The organism is Variovorax paradoxus (assembly GCF_024734665.1).
Taxonomy (GTDB): Bacteria; Pseudomonadota; Gammaproteobacteria; order Burkholderiales; family Burkholderiaceae_C; genus Variovorax.
Window position 1 is genome coordinate 5,077,066 of sequence record NZ_CP102931.1, and the last position, 18,344, is coordinate 5,095,409.

General features: G+C 68.2%; 19 protein-coding genes. 11 read left to right on the forward strand and 8 right to left on the reverse strand.

Translation table 11 applies throughout. From position 1 onward, the window contains the following. Window positions 1–13: 13 nt before the first annotated feature. Both NWF24_RS24010 and NWF24_RS24015 read left to right on the forward strand, forming a co-directional pair. Window positions 14–547 (forward strand): hypothetical protein, encoded by a 534-nt coding sequence (locus NWF24_RS24010; RefSeq protein ID WP_093075614.1) that lies wholly within the window; start codon window positions 14–16, stop codon window positions 545–547. Between the two features lie 197 nt (window positions 548–744). Beyond that, window positions 745–1,995: an MFS transporter gene (locus NWF24_RS24015; protein ID WP_258350731.1), complete on the forward strand. Its 1,251-nt coding sequence runs from the start codon at window positions 745–747 to the stop codon at window positions 1,993–1,995. A gap of 18 nt (window positions 1,996–2,013) precedes the next feature. Here the strand turns inward: NWF24_RS24015 and NWF24_RS24020 are convergent, their stop codons facing one another. Beyond that, window positions 2,014–2,940 carry a LysR family transcriptional regulator gene (locus tag NWF24_RS24020; RefSeq protein ID WP_258350732.1) on the reverse strand — a complete coding sequence of 309 codons (927 nt, stop codon included), beginning with the start codon at window positions 2,938–2,940 and terminating at the stop codon, window positions 2,014–2,016. 48 nt (window positions 2,941–2,988) lie between these two features. On the opposite strand from NWF24_RS24020, the gene NWF24_RS24025 reads away from it, so the two are divergent. Both NWF24_RS24025 and NWF24_RS24030 read left to right on the forward strand, forming a co-directional pair. Further along, window positions 2,989–3,513 (forward strand): GNAT family N-acetyltransferase, encoded by a 525-nt coding sequence (locus NWF24_RS24025; RefSeq protein WP_258350733.1) that lies wholly within the window; start codon window positions 2,989–2,991, stop codon window positions 3,511–3,513. Next, window positions 3,500–4,756, forward strand: coding sequence for an MFS transporter (locus tag NWF24_RS24030; RefSeq protein WP_258350734.1), 1,257 nt, complete (start codon window positions 3,500–3,502; stop codon window positions 4,754–4,756). Before NWF24_RS24025 ends, NWF24_RS24030 begins: the two co-directional genes overlap by 14 nt. Here the strand turns inward: NWF24_RS24030 and NWF24_RS24035 are convergent. Then, window positions 4,750–5,145, reverse strand: a complete 396-nt coding sequence (locus tag NWF24_RS24035; RefSeq protein WP_258350735.1) for a tautomerase family protein — start codon at window positions 5,143–5,145, stop codon at window positions 4,750–4,752. The genes NWF24_RS24030 and NWF24_RS24035 overlap by 7 nt on opposite strands. A gap of 98 nt (window positions 5,146–5,243) precedes the next feature. Between NWF24_RS24035 and NWF24_RS24040 the strand changes: the two genes are divergently transcribed. Further along, entirely contained in the window at window positions 5,244–5,708 is a 465-nt protein-coding gene (locus NWF24_RS24040) for a winged helix-turn-helix transcriptional regulator (protein WP_258350736.1), read from the forward strand. Window positions 5,709–5,870: 162 nt separating this feature from the next. On the opposite strand, the gene NWF24_RS24045 is transcribed toward NWF24_RS24040, so the two are convergent. The 3 genes from NWF24_RS24045 to NWF24_RS24055 are packed head-to-tail and all read right to left on the reverse strand — an operon-like array spanning window position 5,871 to window position 8,967. After that, window positions 5,871–7,154 (reverse strand): AI-2E family transporter, encoded by a 1,284-nt coding sequence (locus NWF24_RS24045; RefSeq protein ID WP_258350737.1) that lies wholly within the window; start codon window positions 7,152–7,154, stop codon window positions 5,871–5,873. Further along, window positions 7,151–7,897, reverse strand: coding sequence for a LytR/AlgR family response regulator transcription factor (locus tag NWF24_RS24050; protein WP_093049334.1), 747 nt, complete (start codon window positions 7,895–7,897; stop codon window positions 7,151–7,153). Before NWF24_RS24050 ends, NWF24_RS24045 begins: the two co-directional genes overlap by 4 nt. Continuing rightward, the gene (locus NWF24_RS24055; RefSeq protein ID WP_375338485.1) at window positions 7,894–8,967 is read right to left on the reverse strand and encodes a sensor histidine kinase; all 1,074 of its coding nucleotides are present in this window, start codon (window positions 8,965–8,967) and stop codon (window positions 7,894–7,896) included. Before NWF24_RS24055 ends, NWF24_RS24050 begins: the two co-directional genes overlap by 4 nt. Before the next feature lie 56 nt (window positions 8,968–9,023). Between NWF24_RS24055 and argH the strand changes: the two genes are divergently transcribed. The 3 genes from argH to NWF24_RS24070 are packed head-to-tail and all read left to right on the forward strand — an operon-like array spanning window position 9,024 to window position 12,767. Then, entirely contained in the window at window positions 9,024–10,421 is a 1,398-nt protein-coding gene (argH, locus tag NWF24_RS24060) for an argininosuccinate lyase (RefSeq protein WP_258350739.1), read from the forward strand. A 25-nt stretch (window positions 10,422–10,446) separates the two neighbouring features. Further along, window positions 10,447–11,925: a rhomboid family intramembrane serine protease gene (locus tag NWF24_RS24065; RefSeq protein ID WP_258350740.1), complete on the forward strand. Its 1,479-nt coding sequence runs from the start codon at window positions 10,447–10,449 to the stop codon at window positions 11,923–11,925. Between the two features lie 17 nt (window positions 11,926–11,942). Next, window positions 11,943–12,767, forward strand: coding sequence for an ABC transporter substrate-binding protein (locus NWF24_RS24070; protein WP_258350741.1), 825 nt, complete (start codon window positions 11,943–11,945; stop codon window positions 12,765–12,767). A gap of 7 nt (window positions 12,768–12,774) precedes the next feature. Here NWF24_RS24070 and NWF24_RS24075 read toward each other — a convergent pair whose 3' ends face one another. Together NWF24_RS24075 and NWF24_RS24080 are read right to left on the reverse strand one after the other, a co-directional pair. Then, window positions 12,775–14,085, reverse strand: a complete 1,311-nt coding sequence (locus NWF24_RS24075; protein WP_258350742.1) for a hypothetical protein — start codon at window positions 14,083–14,085, stop codon at window positions 12,775–12,777. Window positions 14,086–14,118: 33 nt separating this feature from the next. Then, window positions 14,119–14,658, reverse strand: coding sequence for a hypothetical protein (locus NWF24_RS24080; RefSeq protein ID WP_093049294.1), 540 nt, complete (start codon window positions 14,656–14,658; stop codon window positions 14,119–14,121). A gap of 166 nt (window positions 14,659–14,824) precedes the next feature. Between NWF24_RS24080 and NWF24_RS24085 the strand changes: the two genes are divergently transcribed. The 3 genes from NWF24_RS24085 to NWF24_RS24095 all read left to right on the forward strand — a co-directional run bounded on the left by NWF24_RS24085 (window position 14,825) and on the right by NWF24_RS24095 (window position 17,053). Further along, on the forward strand, window positions 14,825–15,400 hold the full coding sequence (locus NWF24_RS24085) for an RNA polymerase sigma factor (protein ID WP_375338407.1): 576 nt from the start codon (window positions 14,825–14,827) through the stop codon (window positions 15,398–15,400). A 31-nt stretch (window positions 15,401–15,431) separates the two neighbouring features. Further along, window positions 15,432–16,193: an anti-sigma factor gene (locus NWF24_RS24090; protein ID WP_258350744.1), complete on the forward strand. Its 762-nt coding sequence runs from the start codon at window positions 15,432–15,434 to the stop codon at window positions 16,191–16,193. Window positions 16,194–16,294: 101 nt separating this feature from the next. Then, the gene (locus NWF24_RS24095; RefSeq protein ID WP_258355344.1) at window positions 16,295–17,053 is read left to right on the forward strand and encodes an SGNH/GDSL hydrolase family protein; all 759 of its coding nucleotides are present in this window, start codon (window positions 16,295–16,297) and stop codon (window positions 17,051–17,053) included. A 10-nt stretch (window positions 17,054–17,063) separates the two neighbouring features. On the opposite strand, the gene opgC is transcribed toward NWF24_RS24095, so the two are convergent. Beyond that, entirely contained in the window at window positions 17,064–18,206 is a 1,143-nt protein-coding gene (gene opgC / locus NWF24_RS24100) for an OpgC domain-containing protein (protein ID WP_093049285.1), read from the reverse strand. Window positions 18,207–18,344 lie beyond the last annotated feature (138 nt).

The window sequence follows — 18,344 nt, forward strand, 5'->3', positions numbered from 1 at the left end:
CGCCACCCAGAACATGAGCACCACCAAGATCCAGTTCCGCCGCAAGGTCATCGTCATCGTCCTGCTGTGCGTGGCCGTCGGTGGCGCCGTCGTCCGGCATTACGCGACGCCGGGCACCACCACACGCGACATCGCCACGTTGCTGATGGTGCTGTGGGTGCCGATCATCGGCAACGTGATTGCGTGGCTCATCAGCAAGCGCCCGCGCCGTGCGCCGAGCGCGCCGGCCGTCATGCCGCCGAGCTTCGACACGGCGGGCGCCTTCACGCCGCATGCGCGCGTCGAGCTCACCTTCCGCAAGCCTGCATTGCCCTCGCAGGACGTGCCGATTGCGCCGGGCGAATACCGCTGCGCGCTGGTGATCGACAAGGAAGGCTTCTCGGCGCGCTGGGTCGTGCCACCGGGCGATGCGCTGGAGCGCGGCAAGCCTGCGGCGCTGGAGGTCGAATTCCTCTCGCCGGCCGTGGCGCAACCGAAGTTTGCGCAGGGTGCGGCCTTTCGTGTACTGATCGGCGACTCGTTCATCGCCGACGGCCGGGTGCTGTAGCTGCGGACCGCGCCAGCAAAGCCAGCAAATACGGATACGCGGATGGCTACAGCCATCAAAAGGGTCGATTGTTCGCCCCAGGGAAACTGACTACTGCTCCCCGGTGTCTTTGTCGCGGAGGCGACGGCTCGCACACTCCAATGCCTCTTCACCAGCATTGGCCCACGCGTCGCCGATGCTTCCAAGGACCGCTTCCCATGATGAATTCCCCCAGCAGCAACCCGTGCATCGACGACCTCGCTGCATCGGCGCCGGTCTCCGCACCGGCTCCTGCGTCCCGCTCCGCATGGCTCGCCGTCAGCTCCATCGCCGTCGGCACCTTCGCGATGGTCTCGACCGAGTTCATGCCCATCGGCCTGCTGACCGACATTGCGCGCGGGCTCAACGTGTCCGACGGCACGGCCGGCCTGATGGTCACCATGCCCGGCGTGCTGGCCGCATTCGCCGGCCCGGCGTTGATCGTGGCGTCGGGCAAGCTCGACCGCCGCACCGTGCTGATCGCGCTCACTACGCTGCTGATTGCCTCGAACCTGCTCGCCGCCTTCGCGCCCAACTTCGGCACGATGCTGGTGGCGCGCCTGCTGCTCGGCCTGTGCGTGGGCGGCTTCTGGACCTTTGCGCCCGCCGCTGCCACGCAGCTGGTGCCACATGCATCGCAGGCACGCGCCATGTCGCTGGTGCTGGCGGGTGTGTCGGCCGCCACGGTGCTCGGGGTGCCGGCAGGCTCGTTCCTCGGCACGCTGTTCGGCTGGCGCGCCTCGTTCGCGGTGACCGGTGCGCTGGCGGCCGTCGTGCTGCTGGTGCAGCTGTGGCTGCTGCCCGCGATTCCGCCGGTGCGCGCCATCGGCGCACGCGACCTGCTGACGCCGCTCACGCGCCGCATGGCGCAAGTCGGCCTGCTCGCTGTGCTGTTCTTCATCGCCGGCCATTTCGCGGCTTACACCTACCTGAAGCCGCTGCTGCAACAGGTGTTCGGCCTGGCGCCCAACTCGGTTTCGACGCTGCTGCTGGTCTACGGCGCGGTGGGCTTCGTCGGCACCTTCGTCGGCGGCAGCCTGGTGGCGCGCAGCGTGCGCGGCACCACCCTGCTGGCGGCGCTGATGCTCGCCACCGCCCTGCTGCTGACGACGGTGATCGGCTCCGGCTTCGTGCCCGGCGCGGTGGTGGTCGTGATCTGGGGCGTGGCCTTCGGCCTGATCCCGGTGGCGCTCACGGGCTGGATGATGGAAGCGGTGCCCGACGCGCCCGAAGCCGGCCAGGCCCTGCTGGTGAGCGGCTTCCAGGTGGCGATTGCCTCCGGCGCGCTGATCGGTGGCGTGACGGTCGACAACTTCGGCATCTCCAGCGCGATGGTGCTCAGCGGCGTGCTGGTGCTGATCGCTGCGCTCATCGTCGGCACGCTGGGCCGGGCACGCGGCGGTGCCTCGCTGGCTGCGGTTCCGGAATAACACGGCACTGAAGACCGATCAGCGGCGGCCGGGCTTCTTTCCGGCCGCCACGATCGCATCGAGCACCACGCGCAAGGCCTTGTTGACGGGCTTGTCCCGCCGGATCACCACGGCCAGCGTGCGGTGCATGCGGGGATTCAGGCGGCTGGTCTTCAGCTCCGGGTGGGCGCCGCGCCCCACCATCGACATGCCGGGCACGATGGCATAGCCCAGCCCCGCGGCCACCATCTCTTTCATCGCCTCGACGCTGCCCAGCTCCATCACTGGCTGCGGCTGCAGGCCACCGGCGGCGAACCAGCGGTCGACCAGCTTGCGCGTGTTGGCGGCGGGCTCGAACAGCACCAGCGGCAGCGCGCCCAGATCGGCCGGTGCCACCCTCGCCTTCAGCGGTGCGAGGTCCGCCCGGCCGATGGCGACGAACTCGTCGTCGAGCACCGGAATCACCGTCAATGAACGACCAGCCGCCGGCAGTGTGACCAGCGCAAGGTCGAGGCTGTTCTCCTCCACCTTGCGCGCCTGGTCTTCGGTGTTGCCGGTGCTGACCACTACGCCCAGCTCGGGGAACTGCTCGCGCAGGCTACGCAGCACGGCCGGAAGGAAATGCAGGCAGGCCGTCGCGCCGGTGCCAAGCCGCACGCGGCCCGCGATGCCGCTGGCGTGGTCGGCCAATGCATCGACGGCGTTCTCGACCGCGGTCTCGATGTGTTGCGCGTGGCGCAGCAGCTCCATGCCCGCTGGCGTGGACTTCGCGCGCTTGCCGACCCGCTCGACGAGGCGCACCGCTAGGTGGCGCTCCAGCTGGCGAATCTGCAGGCTCACGGCCGGCTGCGAGATGCCGAGCCGGTCGGCCGCCGCCGAGAAGCTGCCCGTTTCGATCACCAGCCCGAAGGACTTGAGCTGGTCGAGGTTCAGTGATTTATCCAAAGTATTTCTTATGCCTCGCATAGGTCAGCGAAGCTTCACTTATCAAGTGTGGATCGTCAAGATCGGGCCATGTCATCTCCATGCCTCACTTCCGCTACCGTTGAAATCCTCGACGCCGAGCCGCACCACATGGCCGCGGTGCAGGCCATCTACAGCCACTACGTGCTGCACGACCTGTGCTCCTTCGAGGAAGAAGTGCCCACCGTCGAGCAGATGCAGGCGCGCCGCACCGATGTGCTCCAGCGCGGCCTTCCCTACCTTGTCGCACTGAAGGACGGCCAAGTGGTCGGCTATGCCTATGCCACCGCCTACCGTGCCCGTTCCGCTTACCGCCACACAGTGGAAGACTCGATCTACGTCGCGCAAGGCATGCACGGCCATGGCATCGGCAAGGCACTGCTGCGCGAAGTGATCCGGCGCTGCACCGACGGCGGCTTCACGCAGATGGTGGCGTGCGTGGGCAACAGCGCCAACACAGGCTCGCTGCGGCTGCACGAAAGCCTGGGCTTCGAGCAGGTCGGCGTGCTGCGCGACATCGGCTTCAAGTTCGGGCAGTGGGTCGACACCGTGCTCCTGCAACGTGCATTGCGCTGAGCCCGCCCCGCAGCGCGGCTGGCTGGCGCTGCTGTGCACGAGCCGGCTGCTGCAGGCGATGATCGTCACGGCCTATTCCGGCGTGCTCCCTTTCATGATGGCCGACTGGCACATGACGGCCGCGCAGGCCGGCTCGATCCAGAGCGCCTGGCACGTGGGCTACATGAGCTCGCTGTTCGCCGTGGGCCTGCTGGCCGACCGCTACGGGCCGCACCGCATCTTTTTCGCCGGCAGCGCCATCAGCGCGATGGCGGCACTGGCCTTCGCCATCTTCGCGCGCGGCCATCTCTCGGCGATGCTGCTCTACGGCCTGGCCGGGCTGTGCGCGGGGGCCTCCTACACGCCGGGCCTGCAGCTGCTGGCGCGCAACGCCGAGCCCGCCGTGCGCGGACGTGCGATGGGCCTCTTCATCGGTTCGTCGTCGATGGGCTATGCGCTCTCGCTTGCGGTGGTGGCGGCATTCAGCCATCTGCAGCACTGGCGGCTGGGGCTGCTGGTCGCGGCGGGCTGCACCGTGGCGGGCGCATTGCTGACGCTGCAGGCGCTGCGCCGCATGCGGCCGCCTTTGGTGCCCGTGCCCGGCGCGATCCGCGAAGGCACCTGGCCCGCGCTGGCCGCCACGGTGCGCGACAAGCCCGCGATGGCGGGCAACTGGGCCTACGCCTTCCATTGCTGGGAGCTCATGGCGCTGTGGGCGTGGCTGCCGGCCTATCTGGTGGCGTCGTCGGGCACGACGACGTCGTGGCAAGGCGCGGGCATCGCGCTTGCCGCGCTGGCGCACCTCGTCAGCGTGTTCGGCAGCATCGCGGGCGGCGCGGCTTCCGACCGGCTCGGCCGCGCGCGGGTGATGATGATCGCCACCGTCGCGAGCCTGTGCATGTCCTTCGCCTTCGGCTGGATGTGGAGCTGGCCGCTGTGGCTGCTGGCAGCAGCCGCCGCCGTCTACAACCTGCTCGCCATTGCGGATTCTTCGGTCTACTCGACCGCGCTGGCCGACGTGGTGGCGCCGCACCGGCTGGGCGTGGCGTACTCGGTGCGTTCGGTGATGGGCTTCGGCGCGGGTGCGCTCAGTCCGTGGGTGTTCGGCCTTGCGCTGGACTGGGGGCAGACGCGCTTCGGCCTGGGCAGCACGCACGGCTGGGTGGCAGCGTGGAGTTCGGTCGGGCTGGGCGCGCTGCTGGGGCCGTTGATGATCGCGCGCTTCTCACGGCTGCACCGTGCGCACGCGGCTGCTGCTCACTGAGCTTCTTCGCCTTCCGACCACTCGGGGCTGTAGCCGCCGAGCGTCGGGTGGTACATCTCGTCGCCCGAATGCTGGGTGAACTCGACATTGAGCCGGTCTTCGCGCAGGCCCAGGATCCCGATGCAGTCGCGGCACAACGCCTTGGCCACTTCGAGCCGCAGTTCGGCCGAACGGCCGCGCCGGATGTCGCACATGAGCACCGACACCTCGGCGGGCTCGCCGTCCACCATGCGCCACACGCCGCCCTCGCCCACTTCGCGGATCGCGATGCTGATGCGGCGGATGTCGACGCTCATCATCTGCGCATAGGTTTCGCTGAGTTTTACTGCGAGGCGTTTCTTGTCGGCCACGGGATGGCGGCCGTTCACGTCGAGTTGGAGATAGGGCATGTGGGGATTCCTTCAGGCTGATGCTAGTCATTGCGGTTTTACTCTGCAACCGAACGGCCATTGCGGTCTAAACTCGCGCCCAACGCAGGAAGAAAGCCATGGCCCGAAGAAGAAGCCTCAAAACCGACGCATGCCCGATGGCACGCGCGCTCGAGATCGTTGGCGACCAGTGGTCGCTGCTCGTCATCCGCGATGCGTTCGACGGCATGAAGCGCTTCGGCGAGTTCCAGCAGAGCCTGGGTGTTGCGAAGAACATCCTGTCGGACCGGCTGAAAAACCTGGTGCAGGAAGGCGTGCTCGACCTGGTGCCCGCCTCCGACGGCTCGCTCTACCAGGAGTACGTGCTGACGGCCAAGGGCAAGGGCCTGTTCCCCGTGGTGGTGGGCCTGCGGCATTGGGGCGAGGCGCACCTGTACGCCAAGGGCGAGCGCCATTCGGTGCTGCTCGAGCGCGACAGCGGCAAGCCGGTGCCGAAGATCGACCTGCGCACGCGCGACGGAAAGCCGCTGGACCCGGACCTTACCTTCGTAAAGAAGCTGCCGTCTAAAGCAGGCTCTCGCTGATGAACGGGAAAAGCAGCCACAACTGCAGCCGGTCGCCCGATTCTCGGCGCTGTCTTCGCTGGTGGGTGCAGTGTCGCTGTCGCGCGCGGTCAACGACGAGGCTCTTTCGCGGGAGATCCTCACCGCTGCGGCGGGCGAGTTGAAGGCCTTGCTGGGCTAGGCCTACTCCCCCAGCAGCTCCCCGATCGGCTGCAGGTCTTCCACCCGATCGCAGATCGACTTGATCACCATCGTGATCGGAATGCCCAGCAGCAGGCCCCAGATGCCCCAGAGCCAGCCCCAGAAGATCACGCCCACGAACACTGCCACCGGGTTCATGCGGCTGGTGCGGCTGGTGAGCCAGGGCATCAGCAGGTTGCCGATGATCGTGTGGATCGCCAACGACACGCCACCCACCACGATGCCCATCTGCAGGCTGTTGAACTGCAGGAAGGCCACCAGCCCCGCGGCTGCCAGCACGATCACCGAGCCGATGTAGGGAATGAGGTTGGTCACGGCCGCGATGATTCCCCACACCGCCGCGTTCTCCACGCCGAGGGCCCAGAACGCCAGCCCGGTCGCCACGCCCACCACCCCGCTCACCAGTATCTGCACCAGCAGGTAGCGCTCGATGTTGCGGGTGATGTCGTCCAGCACGTGCACAGTGACCTTCTTCTTCTGCAGGCTCGACCCGGTGATCTTGATGAGCTTGCGGCGGAAGGTGTCGCCCGAGCACAGCGCGAAGTAGGTGAGGAAAGCCACCAGCGTGAGCTGCCCCATCGCGCTCAACAGCCCGACGGTGCCGCTCAGCAGGTAGTCGCGCACATTGAAGCCCGGCCGTTCGATGACCACGCGCGCCACGCCCTTGCGCGCGGCGACGCGGGCGGAGTTTTCTTCGGCGGCTTTTTCGAGCTGCGCGGCGGCCTGCTGCACGCTTTCGAGCGGCGTGGCGCTGGCGCCCTTGTCGCGGCGCATGGCCTGGCCGAGCTTCTGCGCGGCCACCGGCAGCGAATCGAGCAGCTGCGAGGCGCTGCCCGAGAGCGAATAGCCGGTCCAGCCCAGCCCGCCGAACAGCCCCACGAGGATCAGCGCCGCGCCGATCCAGCGCGGCAGCTTCCAGCGATGGAGCAGGTCCACCAGCGGCGACAGCGCGTAGGTCAGCAGCAGGCTCAGCATCAGCGGAATGAACACGGCCTGGCCCCACTGCAGCGCGAACACGCTGGCCAGCACGGCGAGCACCACCAGCGAGGCGCTACGCACGTCGACGGGCATGTGCAGCAGCAGGCGGTCGCGTGCGGGTGCGGGCGGCTCTGGCTCCGGCTCAGGCTCGGTCACCGGTTCGGGCTCTTGCGCCTCGGGCGCAGGTGCGGGCTCGACCGCTGCGGCCTGCGGTGGCTCGGTGGCCGGCTCCGGCTTCAGTTCCGGCGGCGGTGGCGCCTCGGCAGCCGCGGGCTTGTCGTCGCTCATCGCGCTTCCTTGAGCACTTCGCGCACTGCGGCAAGCTGGCGGCGCGACACGGCCACGGGCTCGGGAATGGCGTCCAGCCGCAAGGCCCAGCCTTCGGCGTCCTCGCCGTCGTCGTATTTCTCCAGCGCGCGAATCGCCGAGCGCGCCACCAGCGCATTGCGGTGCACGCGCAGGAAGCGGTTCGGATAGCGCTCCTCGAACTCGTTGAGCGAGCCGTCGAGGATGTGGCTGCGCGTGGCGGTGCGCACGGTGAGGTACTTGTATTCGGACTTGAGATAGAGCACTTCAGACAGCGGCACACGCTCGGCGCGGCCTCGGTCCTGGATCAGCACCGTCTCGGGCACGGCCTCGGCCTGCAGCGCGCGGCGCTCTTTCAGGAAGCGCTCTGCCTTCTGCAGCGCCTGCTGCAGCCGCTCGGCGCGCACGGGCTTGGTGAGGTAGTCGACCGCATCGAGGTCGAAGGCCGTCACCGCGTGGGTCGCATGCGCGGTCACGAACACCACGGCCGGCGCATCGGAGCGGCTGCGCAACGCGCGCGCCACCTCGATGCCATCGACGCCGGGCATGTGCACGTCGAGCAGCACCAGGTCGAGCGCCATCGTGGTCAGGTGCTGCAGCGCCTCGGCGCCCTGCGAGGCCTCGGCCACCACCTCGGCGGCGGGCGATGTGCAGTCGCGCAGCAGCGTGCGAAGGCGCGAGCGCGCCAGGGCTTCGTCGTCAACGATGAGTGTCTTGAGGGTCATGATTCGGCGGGGATCGCTATGCGCACCCGGTAGCTTTTCTGATCCATGCCGGCGCTGAACTGCATCTGCATGTCGTGCAGCAGCCGCAGCCGGTCGCGCACGTTGGCCAGCGCGATGCCGTGGCCGCGCGGCAGCGGCTCATCGGCCCAGCGCAGCGGCGGCAGGCTGTTGACCACCTCGATCACCACCATGGAACCGCGCCGCTCGGTGCGAATGCGCAGCCTGGCGCCCTCGGGGCTGGGCTCCACGCCGTGCTTGATGGCGTTCTCGACCAGCGGCTGCAGCAGCAGGGGCGGCAGGCGCGCGTTGCTGGCGGCGGCGTCCAGGTCCCAGCGGATGCGCAGGCGGTCGCCGAAGCGCACCTGCTCGATGGCCAGGTAGCGCTCGGCCAGCGCGATCTCGTCGGCCAGCGTGCACGATTCGCCCGGGTCGGCCAGCGCCTGGCGGAACAGCTCGGCCAGGTCTTCGAGCATGGTCTCGGCCTTGGCCGGCTCCTCGCGCACCAGCGCGATAGCGCTGTTGAGCGTGTTGAACAGAAAGTGGGGGCGGATGCGCGACTGCAGTTCTTCCAGCCGCGCGGTGGTCGCTGCCGGCGTCTGGCCCCGGGCGCGCAGCACCATCGCGGCCATCACCAGCCCCGCGAACAGGGCGCCGGTCAGCGCACTGGCCAGCCACGGCGCGCTGGCAAGCACACCCGTCAGCCGCAGCAGGCCGCAGCCATATAGCGCCGACACCGCACCGAGCACGGCACCGGCCGCGTACTGCCCCTGCTTCGGCAGGCGCCGCAGCGGCTTCTTGAGCCCGCAGGCGCTCACCAGCCACATCAGGGTGGCTGGCAGGGCCCCGCCCGTGACCGTGGCCGTCTGCACCAGCCATTCGCCGGGCGTGGAGGCCACGAACAGGGTGGCGATGGCCACCACCGCCTCGACGAACACCACGGTGCGCAGCACCACCCCGATCTGGCAGGCGTCGAAGATAGATGGGTCGCCGCGCAGGGGCATGCGCACCCTTTCCGACGATGACGGGGGCGTGGGGGTAGAGCTGGCCGATAAAATCGCCGGGTTGCGCATCGCAGACATCAGATCCATCGGGTGACCAACCCATTATTGCCTCCTGGACGGCTCCCATGACCCAAAACCAATTCGACAAGAAATCCGAAGCCTGGTCGGCCCTTTTCTCCGAACCGATGAGCGACCTGGTGAAGCGCTACACCTCCAGCGTCTTCTTCGACAAGCGCCTGTGGCAGGCCGACATCCAGGGCTCCCTGGCCCATGCCGGCATGCTCGCCGCACAGGGGATCATCGGCGTGCAGGACCACGCCGCCATTGAACGCGGGATGGCGCAGATTCGCGCCGAAATCGAATCCGGCGCCTTCGAGTGGAAGCTCGACCTCGAAGACGTGCACCTGAACATCGAGGCCCGCCTGACCCAGCTGGTCGGCGACGCCGGCAAGCGCCTGCACACCGGCCGCAGCCGCAACGACCAGGTCGCCACCGATGTGCGCCTGTGGCTGCGCGGCGAAATCGACCTCATCGGCGACCTGCTGGTCGAGTTGCAGAAGGCACTGGTGGACATCGCCGAGAAGAACGTCGACGTGATCCTGCCGGGCTTCACCCACCTGCAGGTGGCGCAGCCGGTGAGCTTCGGCCACCACATGCTGGCGTATGTCGAGATGTTCAGCCGCGATGCGGAACGTATGAGCGAGGTGCGCAGGCGCGTCAACCGCCTGCCGCTGGGCGCCGCCGCGCTGGCCGGCACCAGCTACCCGCTGGACCGCGAACTGGTCGCCAAGACGCTGGGCATGGACGGCGTTTGCCAGAACAGCCTGGACGCCGTGAGCGACCGCGACTTCGCCATCGAATTCACCGCTGCGGCCAGCCTGTGCATGGTGCACATCAGCCGCATGAGCGAAGAACTCATCCTGTGGATGAGCCAGAACTTCAGCTTCATCCAGATCGCCGACCGCTTCACCACGGGCTCGTCGATCATGCCGCAGAAGAAGAACCCCGACGTGCCCGAACTGGCGCGCGGCAAGACCGGCCGCGTGGTCGGCCACCTGATGGCGCTCATCACCCTCATGAAGGGCCAGCCGCTGGCCTACAACAAGGACAACCAGGAAGACAAGGAGCCGCTGTTCGACACCGTCGACACGCTCAAGGACACCCTGCGCATCTTTGCCGAGATGATCGGCGGCATCACCGTGAAGCCCGAAGCCATGGAAATGGCTGCGCTGCGCGGCTACGCCACCGCCACCGACCTGGCCGACTACCTGGTGAAGAAGGGCCTGCCCTTCCGCGACGCGCACGAAACGGTGGCGCATGCCGTCAAGGCCGCCACCTCGCACAAGGTCGACCTGGCCGAGCTGCCGCTGGCCGTGCTGCAGCAGTTCAACCCGGGCATCGAGAAGGACGTGTACGACGTGCTGAGCCTGCGCGGCTCGCTGAACGCACGCAACACCCTGGGCGGCACAGCCCCGGCGCAGGTGAAGGCGCAAGTGGCGCGCCACCGCGCCCGCCTCGGCTGATCGCGGCAACACCGGCGGCCGCACCGTGTTCTACGCCATCCCGCTCGAGAACAAACCGAGCTGGCGCAACCCACCGTGGATGACGGTGCTGCTGATCCTCCTGAACATGCTCGTGTTCTGGGGGCCGCAGCGCAGTGAAGAGAACACGCGCGAGCGTGCCGCCAACTACTACACGAAGAGCGTGCTGCCCGAACTGGAGCTGCCGCCCTTCGTCGAATGGCTGGAAAAAACCGACCCAAAGCGCGGCAAGCTCGCACGGCGCATGCTGCCGCATGAAGAGGCCTATCCGCAGTTGCTGGAAGGCCTGCAGAACGACAAGAAGTTCCTCGCGAAGCTGCGGGCCGACGAAGTCATCAAGCCCACGAACCCGCAGTACGGCGAATGGAAGCGCGACCGCCAGCAGTACGAGGCGATGCTGCCGGCGCCCTTCACCGAGCGCTGGTCGCAGGACTACAACAAGGATGCCGAGTTCAAGCCCTGGACCTGGATCACCGCCGCCTTCCTGCACGGCAGCACCGGCCACCTGCTGGGCAACATGCTGTTCCTCTTCCTGTTCGGCTTCTCGGTGGAGCTGGCACTGGGCCGCGGCACCTACCTGACGTTCTACCTGCTGGGCGCCGTCGGCGCCTCGGCGCTGGCCGGCTGGGCCTATGCCGGCAAGGAGGGCTACGGGCTCGGCGCCTCGGGCGCCATCTCGGCGCTGATGGGCATGTACGCGGTGATGTACCGGCTGCGGCGCATCCGCTTCTTCTACCAGCTGTTCTTCTATTTCAACTACGTCACAGCGCCGGCCTTGCTGCTGCTGCCGGCCTGGATCGTCAACGAGCTGATGCAGCACTGGCTGGGCGGCCAGGGCATCGCCTACATGGCCCACCTGGGCGGCCTGCTGACCGGCGCCGCGCTGATGACCGGCGCCATGCTGCTGGGCCGCGTGAAGACGCCCGAAACCGTCAAGTCGGAAATGACGAACGACGACGATCACTTCGATGCGCACGTGGCGGCCGCACGCCGGCTGGCCGCCGCAATGAAGTTCGAGCCCGCCTGCGCCGAATGGCGCGCCGCCGCCGCCCTGCGCCCCAACGACGCCGACACGCTGCGCGCCTGGTTCAACACCGCGCGGCTGCAGCCCGCGAGCGACGACTTTCATCAAGCCGCGCGCCGCATCTTCCGCCTGCCTGGCACCGACCCCGAGACGATCGCTTTGCAGCACACCAGCTACAAGACCTACCTCGACCAGGCCAAGCCGGGTTTGCGCCTGAAGCCCGACGACATGGCCCGGCTCGCGCGCCGCTTCGCCCGCATCCGCGAGTTCGGCGATGCCGACATGCTGTGCCGCATCCTGCTGAAGACCGCGCCCGACCACCCGCAGCTGGCCGACACACTCTCCGTGTGCGCCAACGGACTGCTGCATGCCGGCGAACGCGAAAAGGCATTGGGCCTGTTGCCGCACCTGCTGCGGCTGGCGCCGAACGACATGGTGACGCGCGCCCTGCAGCGCGCCTGACAAGCAAGGAGACACGCATGAAACAGCCCGTGCTCTCCCACGCCATCGACCGCCGCGCCTTCTGCGCCGCGGGCGGACTCCTGCTGACGGGCTGCGCCGGCACCAAGGCCAGCTCGCAGGCAGCCGCGGCGGCGGAGCTCGGCGCCACCGGCAAGCTGCGCGCCGCCATCAACTTCGGCAACCCGATCCTCGCCAGCCGCGGCGCGGGCGGCGTGCCGAGCGGCGTCTCGGTGGACCTCGCGCGCGAGGCGGCGCGCCGCCTCGGCCTGGCCGTCGAGCTGGTGCAGTTCAACTCGGCCGGCAACGTGGTCGAGGCCGTCAAGGCGCGGCAGGTCGACATGGCCTTTGTCGCCATCGACCCGGTGCGCGCGGCGGACATGGAATACACCGCGCCCTACGTGATCATCGAAGGCGCCTACCTGGTCCGCAACGGCTCGCCGCTGCAGCGCAACGCCGATGTCGACCGCGCGGGAACCCGCGTCGTGGTGGGCCGCGGCAGCGCCTACGACCTGTTCCTCACGCGCGAACTGAAGGCCGCCACGCTGGTGCGTGCACCGACCTCGCCCGAGGTCACGAACCAGTTCCTGGCACAGAACCTCGACGTGGCTGCTGGCGTGAAACAGCAACTGGAGGCAGATGCCGCGCGAGTGAGCGGCGTGCGCCTGCTGCCGGGCCGCTTCATGGTGATCGAGCAGGCCATGGGCGTGCCGAAGGGCCGGGTCGCTGCACAGGCGTGGCTCAGCGATTTCGTCGAGGAGATGAAGGCGTCAGGCTTCGTTGCCGAGGCACTGAAACGGCACGGCATCGAGGGCGCCGCCGTGGCGCCGCGCCGCACCTCGTAGTACCGCGCTAGGCCGCCGGGGTCGGCCGCAGCAGCCAGCGCACTTCCTGCGTCTGCTCGCTGTCGGGGTAGCGCGACTCCATGGTGGTGAGGATGGGCTGCGCCATGTCGGCCCGGCCCAGGCCCTGCACCAGCGCGCGCGCGGCCAGCTCATAGGCCTGCGGGATCGCCTCGTTGCCGCGAAAGCGCTTGTCGAAGCCCGACAGCAGCGCCAGCGTGGCGTGCGCGTCGCCGTTGCGCCATTCGGCGCGCGCCATCGCGATCACCATGGCGGCATCGTCGAGCGCGAAGGCCTTGTCCTTTTCCTTGCAGGCCTTGAAGACCTTGAGCGCCTCCGAGGCCAGGTCGCGCCGCATCAGCAGCGGGATGAAGCGCCGCGCCTGGTCGAGCATCGTGTCCTTCTTGTCGGGCATCAGCGCCAGCACGCGGTGGTAGCGGCGCTGCGCCGCGAGGTCGTCGGACGCGGCCGTGCGCTGGGCCTCGTAGGCCGAGCCCAATGCGGCCGCGAGGTCGCCCTCGGTGATCAGCTGCGCCACCTCTGCGTCCATGCGCTGCGCGGCGATCTGCTCGGGCGTGCGGCGATCGACCGTGGCGCCGTCACCCAGCTCGCTGCCCGGCACGGCGTCGAAGCCGAATGCGTCGTGGTGCTGGAACATCACGTAGCCCAGCAGGCTCGCCATGACCCAGCCGAAGTAGATGAAGGCGAAGTTGACGACCGGCAGCGCAATGCGCCCGTCGAACATCGGCAGCAGCATCGACAGCGCCACCTGCGCGCCCGTGCTCAGCAGGAACAGGAAGAAGCACAGCAGCGCATACGGCCAGCCGATGATGCGCATCGCGTCCATCACGTGGCCGGGGTTCATCGCCTGGAAGAAGCTGGCCGACTGCACCAGCACGATCACCGCCGCCGGGAAGGTGAAGGACATGACGAACAGCCCCACCGTACCCAGGATCGGCGCGTACCAGGCGAGCCAGCCGATCAGGAAGGCCTGCACCAGCGTGATCGCGAACAGCTTCCACGGCAGGTAGGTCCAGTCGTCGCTGGACTCGCGGCCGAAGTCGGCCGAATCGCGGATGCCGCGCGCGCCCAGCGCAATGATCTTGAAGCCGTAGCGGCTGGCCGCCAGCATGATGCCGACCTCGATGACGAAGAGCGCCAGCGCGTCGGGCAGGAAGAAGATCGCGTCGAAGAACAGGCTGCAGAACGACAGCAGCAGCCCGTAGGCCAGCGGCCGCATCTGGAACGGGAAAGCGAAGAAGCTGTTCAGGCGGTGCCAGAACGGCGGTGGCGGCGGCGCCGCATCCTTGATGACGATCATGGCAACGACTCCCTGATTTTTTTATGGATCCGCTTACTTGCGGAAGAAATCGCTCTGGCTCATGGCGCCGCGGCCGCCCAGGCGCACCACGGTGGCCTCCTCGGCATGCACCAGGCGCATCTGGCCCAGTTCGCTCTCCAGGCGCTGCGTGAAGCTGGTCTTGAGCTGAATGACCGACTCGCCCATCTGCAACACGCTAGTGCCCTTGACGATGGCGCTCTTGCGGTTGGGCGCCACTTCGACGGAATCGATGTGGTAGTCGTAGTCGAGGGTGAGGATGCCGCCCATCTGGTCGCCGACGCGGCGCAGGATCTCGAAAGTCTTGTGCTGCGCCTCGCAGGCTTCGTCGCGGTTGTGCGAGGTCTCCTCCGTGCGGCCCATCATGGTCGTCTTGCTGTCGATGACGGCCTTGCGGCTGAGCTGCTTGCACAGCTTGTCGGCGTCGCGGGCGGCAATGGCGCGCGCTTCCTTCTGGTAGTAGTCGCGCACCATCGGCTCGTCGAGCTTGCGACCGCCAATAAAGAAATACCACGCGCCCACGCAGAGCACGATCGCAATCGCAATTTGCTTCATTTCCCCGCTCGCGCGTGTGCGCGTCCCTCTAAATTTTGCGGGCAGTATACGTTGCCGAATGTTTCCTAAAGACTGCATTCGGCCTCAAATCGGGCCTGCGGCATGAATCCGGCCACCCGGGCGCCCCGTATATCTGGCATGTGCATCGATGCCCCACAATCCGCGGATGCCAGCTCCCAGCCCCGACGCCGAACTGATGGCGCTGATCGACCGGATCGGCCATCGCGACGAAGCCGCCCTGCGCCAGCTGTACGACCGCACCTCGCCCAGACTGATGGGCCTGGCGATGCGCGTCGTGCGGCAGCGCGAATGGGCCGAGGACGTGCTCCAGGAGGCCTTCCTGACTGTCTGGCGAGTCGCCGGCGACTATCGCGCCTCGCTCAGCCCGCCGCTCGCATGGCTCGGGCTGATCGTGCGCAGCCGGGCGCTCGACCTGCTGCGCCGCCGCACCGCCGACCGCGCCCAGCTGACCCAGGAATTCGACGAGCTCATGGCCGACCAGCTCGAATCGGACGCGCCCAACCCGGCCGACACCGCCGATGCGAGCGAGCAGGCCTGGGCTCTGCACCAGTGCCTGAGCCAGCTCGAGAGCCGCCAGCGCGAGGTGGTCAGCCTGGCCTACCTGCGCGACATGAGCCACGGCGAGCTGGCCGAACAGCTCAAGCTGCCGCTAGGCACGGTCAAGACGTGGATCCGGCGCGGGCTGGAAAAGCTGCGCGTCTGCATGGGGCGCTTTGCGTGAGAGCGATGACGACGAACAAGGCAGCCTCCCAATGAACCTTATCGCTCACCCCGAACTGCTCGAACTGCTGGCCGCGAGCCATGCGCTCGGCACCCTGCGCGGCGGTGCCCGCCGTCGTTTCGAAGCCCTGGCCCGTGAACAGGCGCCGGTGCGCGCGGCTGCGCTGGTCTGGCAAGGCCGGCTCGCGGGCATGACCGAACTGCAGCCCTCGGTCGTGCCCGACCCGGCCGTGTGGACCCGCATCCGCAACATGATCGACGCCGAGCAGTCCGCGCTCGCCATCGAACGGCAACGCGATGCCGCCAATGCCAGGGCAGACAGCAAGCCGCAGCAAGGCGGCTGGCTGCGCAGCCTCGCGCTGTGGCGCGGCGCCACCGCCGCCGGCGCGCTGGCCACGGTGCTGGCCGTGGCGGTCGGCCTGAACCTGCGCGACCAGCTGCACAACGCCCCGGCGGTGCAGTACGTGGCCGTGCTGAGCGACGACAAGGACGCAGCCTCGATGCTCGTGACCTTCGACCCCAAGAAGAAGCAGCTGGTGCTTCAGCGCGTGGGCGGCTTCAATGAAGGCAACGACAAGTCGCTGCAGCTCTGGGCCCTGCCGCCGGGCGGCGCGCCGCGATCGCTGGGTGTGCTCGACAACGCCCCGGGCCTGCGCCTCGCGGCATCGGAGTCCGATGTGCATGCCGTGCCTGCGCTGGCCATCACGCTCGAAGCCAAGGGCGGCGTCCCGCCGGGTAGCGGGCCGAAAGGACCGGTCCTGTTCAAGGGCGCGCTCATCGAGAAAACCATCTAGGCGAGACTCGGCTGTCAACGATCACGGCCCCTGGGGCGTCGTGATGGAAAATCCGCCTACCGCTCGCTCCCCGCCCTTCTTCCGTTCTTCCGATGCATTCGATGAAAACCGCGCTGGCCGCGATCGCCCTGCTCGCCGCAGCGCTCACAGCGCACGCCCAGTCCAGCTTCTTCCCCCAGGAATCCGAGACGGCCGCCGCCGAGGCCGCGACCGCCCGCGACTACCTGGCCGCCAAGGACCGCTGGCACAACGAGCTCGCGGCCTTCGCGCGCGCCGACCAGGAGCGCTTTCCGGCGCCCGGCGGCGTGGTGTTCGTCGGCAGTTCCACGGTGCGCATGTGGACGCGCCTCTCACAAGACTTCGCGCGCGTGCCCGGCGGCGTGATCAACCGCGGCTTCGGCGGCTCGACGCTGCAAGACTGCAGCCTGTTCGCGCGCGACTTGGTGGTGCGCTACAAGCCGCGGCAGGTGATGGTCTATGCCGGCGACAACGACCTGGCCGAGGGCCGCACGCCGCTGCAGGTGCTCGACAGCTTCGCGCGCTTTGCCAACGCGGTGCGCGCCGAGCTGCCGGATGCGCGCATCAGCTTCATCTCGGTCAAGCCCAGCCCCTCGCGCGAGCAGCTGATGCCGCAGATCCGCGAGACCAACCACGTGATCTCGGCCTACCTGAACCTGCTGCCCAACAGCGAGTTCATCGACATCTACACGCCGATGCTCGGTGCGGATGGACGCCCGCGCATGGAGCTATTCCGCGGCGACAGGCTGCACATGACGGACGAGGGCTACCGGCTCTGGCACTCGGTGATCGCGCCGCATCTGCCCGTTCCGCCCGCGCCGCCGACGGCCAGCCTGCCCTGAACCTGGGCGCTCAGGCCGGCGCGGGCTCCGACGGCACGTCGTCCGCCGGCGGCGGAACGTCCGCCCCGCGCGTGAAACGCGCCACGAAATACATCCCCGAGAACACCGCCAGCAGCAGCAGGCCGTCGCCCCACCACGGCCGTGCCGTCTGGCTGTCGCCGTAGAAAGCCAGCACCAGCAGCACCGCCACCAGGTGCGCACAGAACACCGGCAGCGAGGCCGAGCCCATCGCCTCCAGCCAGCGTAGCCGCGGAATCCGGCGCATCAGCCACGGCCCGAAGCGCACCGCCAGGATGCCCAGCGCCACCAGGTTCACCAGCCGCAGCGGCCCGAGCTGCCATTTGTCGAACAACAGGTTCAGCTCCACGTCGCCACCGAACGGCGCCTGCCCGTTGATGCCGGTGTGGCGCCAGTAGACGCCGTACAGCGCGATGCCCGCCGCCAGCACCAGCAGCCACGCCGGAAAACGCAGCGGCCGGGCTTCCGGCCCGTTGCGGGTGGCGCCGATGCACAGCCCCGCGAACCACAAAAACTGCCAGGCATAGGTGTTGAACGCGCCCATCTCGTGGAACGGCACCGGCACGCCCAGGTAGCGCTCAGCCAGCCCGTAGACCCATTCGCTGAGCCCGAACTGCGCCGCCGCCCACACGGTCGCGCTCGCCACCATCACCCAGGTCCAACCGTGGCGCATGGCGAAGGCCAGCACCCACGGACTCAAAAGCATGAAAAAGATGTACATCGGCAGGATATCGAGCAGCGCCGGCTCGTAGATGAGCAGCAGCCCGAACAGAAAGCCCTCTCGCGGCTCCGCCAGGTAGTACGACACCAGGTTCTTCACGGCCGGCTGGTCGATGTGCAGCCCCACCGCCGCGATCACCGTGAACAGGAACAGCAAGATCGCCGCCTGGCACAGGTAAACCTTGAGCACGCGCCGCCAGAAGGCCTGGCGCATCGAATCGACCCCGCGCAGGTAGCCGATGCGGCTGTACACCAGCCCGGCCACGAAGGCCGACAACAGCACAAAGCCCTCGGCGGCAGAAACGAAGCCAAAGGGCTGGCCCAACGGATCGGTCAGCCGGGTGGGAAGGTGGGTGACGGTCATCAGCACGAGCATCAGCCCGCGCAAGGCGTCTATTTCCCAGTAGCGTTTCATCGGTCGGCGGCGAGGTCTTGGTGGCGGTCCGCGCGGCGCACGCACGACAGCGGCTGATTGTAAGAAGGCCGGTGTAAAGACGTTTCGGAGCGCATACGAATGACACCGTCGGCGTGAGCGCGCCTCCGAACAGCGCCG